This window comes from Trinickia sp. (assembly GCF_051953955.1).
GTDB lineage: Bacteria > Pseudomonadota > Gammaproteobacteria > Burkholderiales > Burkholderiaceae > Trinickia.
This window is the reverse complement of the sequence record NZ_JBQCIF010000084.1, coordinates 97,604-105,700: the sequence shown is the minus strand read 5'-3', so window position 1 is coordinate 105,700 and position 8,097 is coordinate 97,604. Positions and strand designations below refer to the sequence as shown.

Annotated in this window: 5 protein-coding genes; 2 read left to right on the top strand and 3 right to left on the bottom strand. The window is 62.5% G+C overall.

Annotation, left to right across the window (positions count from 1 at the left end; translation table 11 throughout):
- Positions 1 to 314: 314 nt before the first annotated feature.
- Positions 315 to 2,606: a helicase C-terminal domain-containing protein gene (locus ACTHNZ_RS16390; protein ID WP_440543579.1), complete on the bottom strand. Its 2,292-nt coding sequence runs from the start codon at positions 2,604 to 2,606 to the stop codon at positions 315 to 317.
- Entirely contained in the window at positions 2,603 to 4,279 is a 1,677-nt protein-coding gene (locus tag ACTHNZ_RS16385; protein WP_440543578.1) for a VRR-NUC domain-containing protein, read from the bottom strand. Before ACTHNZ_RS16385 ends, ACTHNZ_RS16390 begins: the two co-directional genes overlap by 4 nt.
- Before the next feature lie 188 nt (positions 4,280 to 4,467).
- On the opposite strand from ACTHNZ_RS16385, the gene ACTHNZ_RS16380 reads away from it, so the two are divergent.
- Together ACTHNZ_RS16380 and ACTHNZ_RS16375 are read left to right on the top strand one after the other, a co-directional pair.
- Positions 4,468 to 5,133, top strand: coding sequence for a DUF1345 domain-containing protein (locus ACTHNZ_RS16380; RefSeq protein ID WP_440543577.1), 666 nt, complete (start codon positions 4,468 to 4,470; stop codon positions 5,131 to 5,133).
- Between the two features lie 270 nt (positions 5,134 to 5,403).
- Positions 5,404 to 6,609, top strand: a complete 1,206-nt coding sequence (locus ACTHNZ_RS16375; protein WP_440543576.1) for a glycosyltransferase — start codon at positions 5,404 to 5,406, stop codon at positions 6,607 to 6,609.
- 124 nt (positions 6,610 to 6,733) lie between these two features.
- Here the strand turns inward: ACTHNZ_RS16375 and ACTHNZ_RS16370 are convergent, their stop codons facing one another.
- Positions 6,734 to 7,750, bottom strand: coding sequence for a GlxA family transcriptional regulator (locus ACTHNZ_RS16370; RefSeq protein ID WP_440543575.1), 1,017 nt, complete (start codon positions 7,748 to 7,750; stop codon positions 6,734 to 6,736).
- Positions 7,751 to 8,097 lie beyond the last annotated feature (347 nt).

Sequence of the window (8,097 nt, the reverse complement as noted above, 5' to 3'; positions counted from 1 at the left end):
CCAGTTTTGCGTTGCCATGATTGGTCTCCATGCATTGAGTGTTAATCATATTGAGTACATTGCAGCGGGGGAAGCGATCTGAGTATTGGTCAGCGGAATTGAGTTGTCAAATTTTAATTTTGTCGGGAATTGGTAAACTTTGTCTTAATTAAGAACTGAAAAACAAATTCGATGTGATGTCTCGTCGTTTATGCGTTTCGATTAATTGATGAATCGAGGCCGCCGTTTATGCAATTAGCATAATTTAAGGAAAATGCAATTCGGCGGTCCGACGGACAAACGATCTCGTCGGGACGTAGGCCGCGCTGACGAGATCACGGATGCGTATCTGCCTGCTCGTCAGGCATCGCCCACCATCCGGGCAACAGCCGCCTGACTTCGGCGCGCTCGTATCGATCGTCGATGAGGTGCAGTACGCCGGCATCGGCTTCGGTGCGGATGACGCGTCCTGCCGCTTGCACGACCTTCTGCAGGCCGGGATACAAGTAGACATAGTCGTACCCGCTGCCGAATCGCGCGTCCATCTTGCGGCGCATGGCTTCGTTGACGCCGTTCACTTGCGGCAGGCCGAGCGTGGCGACGAAAGCACCGATCAGTTGATCGCCGACGAGGTCGACTCCTTCGGAAAATGCCCCGCCGAGCACCGCCAGCCCGATGCCGCGATCGTCCGTGCGAAACCGCGAGAGGAATCGAGCGCGCGCCGCTTCGTCCATGCCTGGCTCTTGCGCCCAGACCGGCACGTGGGGATGCCGTTCCCGCATCGAAGCCGCGATGCGTTCGAGATATTCGAAGCTGCTCAGGAAACCTAAATAATTACCGGGAAGGTCCGCGTATTGGCGAGCCATCAAATCGACGATCGGGATGAGCGAGCGTTCGCGATCTCGCCATCGCGTGGAGATGTGGGAGGCGACGTGAACCTTCAGTTGCTCTGCGCGGAACGGACCCTCGACGTCGATCGTGGCGGTACCATCGGGCAACCCGAGCATGTCACGGTAGAACCGTTCGGGAGAGAGCGTGCCCGAGAACATGACGGTGGCTCGAGCTGCCGCATGGCGGCCAGCAAGAAAATGCGCGGGCACGACATTGCGCGCGCACAGCGTCGACGAAGACCGCGCACGCCCAGGGCCTGCTGCGCGCAGTTGGACGTCGAACACGGAATGTTCGCCGAATTGCTCGGCCAACGAAACGAAATGCATGGCGTCGAAGAACACGCGTAGCAAGGTATCGCCGAGTGCGAGAGAGAGCGGGGCCTCGGCGAGGTGATCGGAGACGGCACCGATCAAGTTTTGCGCGGCGGACACGATGCGTGCCGGGACTTCCGCGTACACCTCGTACGCATTCGTTTGCTCGCGATTGAGCGCATTCCATTCGCGCTGCAATCGCTGCAACGGCCTTTTCAGTGCCGCAGGCGCCGTTTTGGCCGCCGCCTTGAACTCGGCTTGCTCGATCTGAGCCGTGTACATCTTCCGTCCGCGATCGAGCAGGTTGTGGGCTTCGTCGACGAGCACGGCGATACGCCATTGATTGATGCGCGTCAGCGCGTAGAGCAGGGCGCTGCCGTCGTAGTAATAGTTGTAGTCGCCTACGACGATATCGGACCAGCGCGTGAGTTCCTGGGCGAGGTAGTAGGGGCACACGTCGTGCGCGAGCGCGGCGCGGCGCACCGTGTCGCGATCGAGGCGGCGGTTTTCGAGGGCCGTTTCGCGCGCCGGCGAGAGTCTGTCGTAGAAGCCACGGGCGAGCGGGCACGACTCGCCGTGGCATGCTTTGTCCGGGTGTTCGCAAGCCTTCTCGCGCGCCACGAGCTCGAGCGTGCGCAAAGGCAATGCGGGCTCGGCGCGGTGCAGCGAATCGATCGCATCGAGCGCCAGCGCGCGGCCCGGTGTTTTCGCGGTGAGAAAGAAAATCCGATCGACATGACCTTGTCCGCAGGCCTTGAGTGCGGGGAACAGCGTGGCGAGCGTCTTGCCGATGCCCGTCGGCGCTTGCGCAGTCAACGCGTGCCCGTCGCGGGCCGCGCGGTAGACGGCCACCGCGAGTTCGCGCTGCCCGCGCCGAAACGCACCGTGCGGAAAGGACAACCGTTCGAGCGCTGCATCGCGCCGGCTGCGGTGCTCGGCTTCTCGCATTGCCCATTCGAGGAACCGCTTGCACTGCGCGTCGAACGAGGCGCGCAGCGAGGTTGCGTCGTGCGTCTGCGCGAGCACCGTCTCCTTGCGCGAGCCGATGTCGAAGTAGACGAGGGCGACGTTCAATTCGGTGAGCCCCCGCGCTCGGCACAGCAGATGACCGTAGACGAGCGCTTGCGCCCAATGTAGTGCGCGGTGATTGTCCGGCATCGCATCGAGCCGGCCGCGATACGTCTTGATCTCTTCCAGCCGGTTCAACGCGGGATCGTAGCCGTCGGCCCGGCCGCGGACCGTCAATTCGCCGTACGTGCCGCTCAGCGTCAACTCGGCTTCGTATCCGGCGGGGCGCCGCCCGGCCACCGTCGCATGGCCTTCGATTCCTTCGAGCGCCGTCGGCGAGGGCGTGAAGCGCAGATCGAGGTTCCCCTGCTTGGCCGTGAATTCGCAGAGCGTGCGCACGGCGACGACGTACTTCATGCCGCGGCCTTCTCGTCGTCCTCGCGCGGCGCCCAACGAACGTCGAGGACGCGCACGGGCATGCCGTGGCCGGCGCAGTAGCGCAGCCATCGTGCCTGATTGTCTTGCAGCTTGTCGCCGGGGCCTTTGACTTCGATGAGTTCGTAGCGCCGTTCGAGTGGCCAAAACCGAACGAGATCGGGTAAGCCCGACCGGTTTTCGCGGATATCGGCCAAAAGCCGCGCGAACCATCGCTTAAGGTGTGCCGCCGGCAGGCATTCGAGCGCGAGTTCGACGAGTTCGGGCGTCAGCATGCTCCAAAACACGAACGGCGATTGAAGGCCGGCTTTTCGTTCGAAGTGCCGCCGGATCGTCGAACGATAATCCTCGCTATCGAGCTCGGATAGGCAGCGTGCGAAGATCCGCGCGCGGCGGTCCTGGAAATCGGGCGCGTACAGGTCGGCCGGCCCGCGTTGAAACGGGTGAAAGAATGCGCCCGGGACGGGGGCGAACACGGCCTCCCAGCAGAGCAGCCCGAACAGCGAGTTGATCAACCCGTTTTCGACGTAGAAGACGGGCGCCGTCTCGGTGCCGAGATGGTCTCGCGCGACGCACTCCACGGAGAACGGCTCGGTAGGATAGGGCAAAACGAGCGTTTCCCGTGCAACCGCGCTTTCTTTCTGCGGACGCGTGGCCGTCGATAGCCCGACGGCCTTGCCGAGCCTTACCATCATCCGGCCGACGCGCTGGCTTTCGGCTTCGCTTTCGGGGGCGCGCAGCGCTCGACCCGCTAGTTCGAGCGCATCGGCGAATCGGCCGTCGCGTTCGAGCACGCGAATGCGGCGGTGCCGCGCACCAGGCCATCGGCTCACGGCATAGGCGTTCAGGGCGGCGGGCCAATGAGCGAGGCGCTCGGCATGGTTGCCGACGCGAAACAGCAGCTTCGCGCGGCGAGTTTCGAGCCAGGGGTTGTCGATCTCGATCGCCGTCGCGGCGGTGAGCAACGCTTCGATGTCTTGCGCATCGGCGAGCGAGTCGAGCGCGGCACGGCACGCATGCAGCGAAAGATAGGCATCCACGTCGCCCCGCGTGCGAAACGCGCGCGCCGACGGCGTAAACGGCACGGATTCGTACTGGTAGACACCCAAGTCGGCAAGCACGAACTCGGACCAATCCTGATGGAGATTGCCGAAGAACATGAGCCGCAGCCGGTCGCAGAGCGGCTGGATGACCGTGCGCAGCACGCGGTCGTCGGAATCGTCGGCCCACTCGCCGTAGCGTCGCGGGTGCGGGTAGTCGGCGCGAATCGCCTCGAGCCAGGCCGCTTTACGCGTTTGCTTGCGGCCGGCGCCTACCGCGAACATGCGCGCCAGCTCCGGACGCGTCGCCACCGCGAACAGCTCGTCGATCGTCAACGGTGCATCCGCATCGATCCATCCGACCGCCGCCAGTGGCACGGCGGCTTCGCGAGGGCAACCGATTTCCTCGTATTCGAGCCGGCTCTCGCGAAACAGCGGACCTTGCCGCATCAGCATGCGAACGAGCAGCGCGCGCGACGGCTGCGGCAGGGTGGGGAACGCGTGCAGGAAATCGCGCTCGTTCGGATCGAGCAGGCCGTCGGAACGCTCGCCGATCCACGCTAGCGCGCGCTCGAAGTTCAGCAGGTAGTACGGCGAGGAAGCGGGGGGCGACACGACGGCTCGGTGGGACTGTATAAATATACAGGGATGATAGCAAATCTGCGGGGGCGGAGGCCCGGTTGGAGCGGCCGCCCCCTCCGGCCCGGTTCGAGCGGCGATAATAGCGGCGGACCGCTGCGCAGCCGATGGCGGTCGCCACGCGTTCACTTCCCTTCACGACACACGAATCGAATCGGGATCCCATGGGTGCATCCGCACGTACCGTCCGCATTTTGAGCAACCGTCCGCGAATTTTCGTCGCCATCGCGATCGGCATCGTTGCGTTCTTCATCGCGCCTTGGCATTTGCGGCCGATTCAACGGCCGCTGCTGGCGTGGGATGTCGGCATGTGGGCCTATCTCGTCCTCATTTGGGTTCGGATGGCCAGCGCGAGCTCCGAGGACGTGCAGCGCGTGGCCGAGCGAGAGGACGAAGGGGCCACGGCAGTGCTTGCGATCATCACGTCCGCCGCCATTGCGAGCGTGATGGCCATCGTCGTGGAATTGGCGTCCGCAAAAGGGCTCGGTGCGGCTCAAGCCAGCTTCAACTATGCGTTGACCGGCGCGACGATGATCGGCGCCTGGCTTTTGATTCCGACCATATTCACGCTGGAATACGCGCGGCACTACCATCAGGCCGGCGAGGGTAAACCTTCGTTGAGCTTTCCGAACAACGACGAGCCTCTCGATTATTGGGATTTCATGTATTTCTCATTCACGATCGCGGTGGCATCGCAAACTTCGGACGTATCCGTTTGCTCGCGGCGGGCAAGGCGGATCGTGCTGGCACAATCGATTTTGTCGTTTTTCTTCAATGCCGCGGTGCTCGGGCTATGCGTCAATATCGCGGCGGGTTTGCTGGGATCGTGATCTGAGATCTCAATTGTCGCCTCGATCGAGGGTAAGTTTTTAAAAGCGTCCGCTGGCGTTCGACCGTTGCTGCAGGGGCGTTGGTATGTTCCGGGCTAGGTGTTTTCGGTCATTTTCGTAGCCGGCATTGCTCCGCCGCGGTCAACGCGGCATATTTCGGCAGGCAAAGATGTCGAACTCGACGCCTCTCCCCGTACCTAATATGCGCATTCAATTCGTCATCGGCAGTTCGCGTATCCCAGCCTGCGTCAAAGCGGTTCGTTCCGCGCCATGAAACCGCGCGCGCTGGTGATCGAGCCGGACCTTTCCGGTTATCGTTGGCGATATGTCCAGTGGACGATCGAAGCGCTCGTCGAAGCCGGATACGAGTGCATGCTATGGACCGAAGCGCGATATCGCACCCATGCGCTCGTGCTTGGTTACGAGGTCTCGCGCTCTCCCGTGAAAATCGTCGATCACGGCCACGCCGGCCTCGGCGCGCTCGCTGTCGCGCATGCGGCATTGAAAACCGTCCACGCGGGTGTTGGCCTTTACGCCGCTTTTCGCTCCGTCTATCGCCGCGTCGTTCGTTCCGGGCCTGTCGATCTCGTGGTGGTGCCCTCGGGCGACGCCATGCTCGGTGCCGCCGGAATGTTGGGCTCGCCTTTCGGCGGGACGCGCTGGATCTGCATCGTGACGGAGCAATCGTTCCATCTGCGCGACATGAAAGTCGACGCACCGCGCCGGCCGTTCGCGGCGTTCATGCAAAAGCGGCTTTTTTATCGGGCGCTTTCCGGGGCCAACTTGTCGGCGGTATTGACGATCGATCCGACGCTTCCCGTATGGCATTCGAAGTCGCCGCTGGCGGCTCGTTGCCCGCCGCTCCATTACCTGGCCGGCCCCGCGCCCGACGCCGAGCATGTCCCCGCGCGTGAGGCGAGGGCTCGTTTGGGAATAGGGGGCGAGCGCTGCATCCTCGTGTATGGCGCGATCACCGACCGCAAGGGCATCAAGGAGTTGTTGTACGCATGCATGCGGCGCGACGAGCATCCGTTGGTCGTCATCGCCGGCGAGCAAAGCGAAGACGTACGTGCTTTCCTCGCTTCGATCGGCGGCGGATTGTTCAGCCGAGTGACCGTGTTCGATCAGTTCATTTCGCCGGAAATGGAGGCCGATCTGTTCTGCGCGTGCGACGTCGTGTGGGTCGGGTACAAGCGCCATTACGGCATGAGCGGCGTGCTCGCACAGGCGCGCCGCTATGGAAAAACGGTAATTGCGGCGCAAGCCGGGTTGATCGGATGGTTTGCGCAGCGCGATGGGTTGGGTCCTTTGCTGCCCGATTTATCCGCTTCATCGATCAACGCCGCGATCGATGAGGCGCTCGAACTGTGCGGCAGCGCCCGCGCAGCTTCCCAATTCGAGAGCTGCGAACGTCTGACGACCGACACCGTCGATCATTTCAAGAAAATCGTGCGGACCACTTCGACGAGCGGTTGAGCGGGCTCGTCGCATCGACGCGCCTTCCGCTCGGCCGGCCGTAGGCGGCCACGGCTTGCACTGCCAAGCCGATTCCGGCGCCGGCGAGATCATCGCCGGCACCGGCCTTGACGCATGCGACGGCCTAGATCCTCGGTCGCGTGTGACGCAGCCGATATTCGGTAGGCGACACGGTCAGCCGCTTGCGGAACATCTTCGCCAAATTGTCGCCGTTGCGCATGCCGCTGTGACGCGCGATGACGTCGACAGGCAGTTTCGTCTCGACGAGCAGACGCCGCGTGAGCTCCAGGCGAGCCTGAAGCAGGAATTCCGACGGCGTCGTGCCCATCTCGCGCTTGAAGTGGCGTAGGTAGTTGCGCTGGCTCATCGCCGCCACGCGCGCGGCATCGACGATCGTAATGTCTTGCTCGCAGTTGGCCAGAAGCCAGCGCGCGGATTCTCGGACTTGATCGCTCGTGCTGCGGTGGCTCGTGCGGCTCAGCTTCGGCAGCAACACCCGGCTCGTGCCCGGCATCAGGCGCTCGGCGATCTTCATGGCCAGTTCGAGGCCTAGGTCCCGCTTGACCTGGAACAGCGCGAGGCAGAGCAGGCGATGCTGGTCGTCGTTCGAGCTCGGCACGTACTCGCCGCTCGTGCGCGGCTCGAGCGGCGAGGGCCATGCCCCGGCGCTGCCGAATTTTCTCTGGCGATGTGCGTCGAACGATGCCAGCGCGGCCTGACTGACGAGCGGCTCGATCCGATCCGTTCTTTGGTAGATGACGCGCAGCCAGCGGACGAAGGGATTATCGCGCGCGGCCAGCGCGGCCCCGGCGTCGCCGACGATGATCAGCGTATGCAAGTCGCCCAGATGACGTGCCTCCAACCGATCGGTCGAGACGCGGGCCGAGGACGAGCACACGACGTCGCCGCCATCGATCGACAGCAAGCGGACGCTGTACAGCTTCGTATTCTCCGCGCCTTGCCCACCGAGCTCGTTCGCCAAATCGAACACCTCGGCGACCATGCCCGCCGTCATGAAGGAAAAGCCCTTGAACAGCAGAAGTCCGATTTGCTTGCAGCGCGGGTTCTGCTCCTGCGCTACGGCACGCGGCGGTTCGATGTTTTGGATGATGCTATTTCTTTCAATTTTTTCGACAAGCATAGCTGGCTCCTTGATTTCCATATGCGTGCGCTTTCAAAACGAAATCTCGATCTACATAATTTTCCAGGCATTTTTTTTATTTATTTTTCGTGCATCGGTTTTATTGGTTCGTCGATCAGTCAAAAACGTTGGAACAGCCGCAGGCTTGGGCTTGCGCGGATTGCGTGCAGCAGGAGTCGGCTCGGATGGTTGCGCACGCAGTCAGTGGCGCATGTCGTCTACTTCAGGCGAATATCGGTGCTTCGTGCTCTACCCCCTTTTGACGATGCCGGGCGCGGAAGCGTCCTCGCGATCGATAATAAAAGGACGTGCGTTAAATTTCCACATAAAACAATTTCGTCAAAATG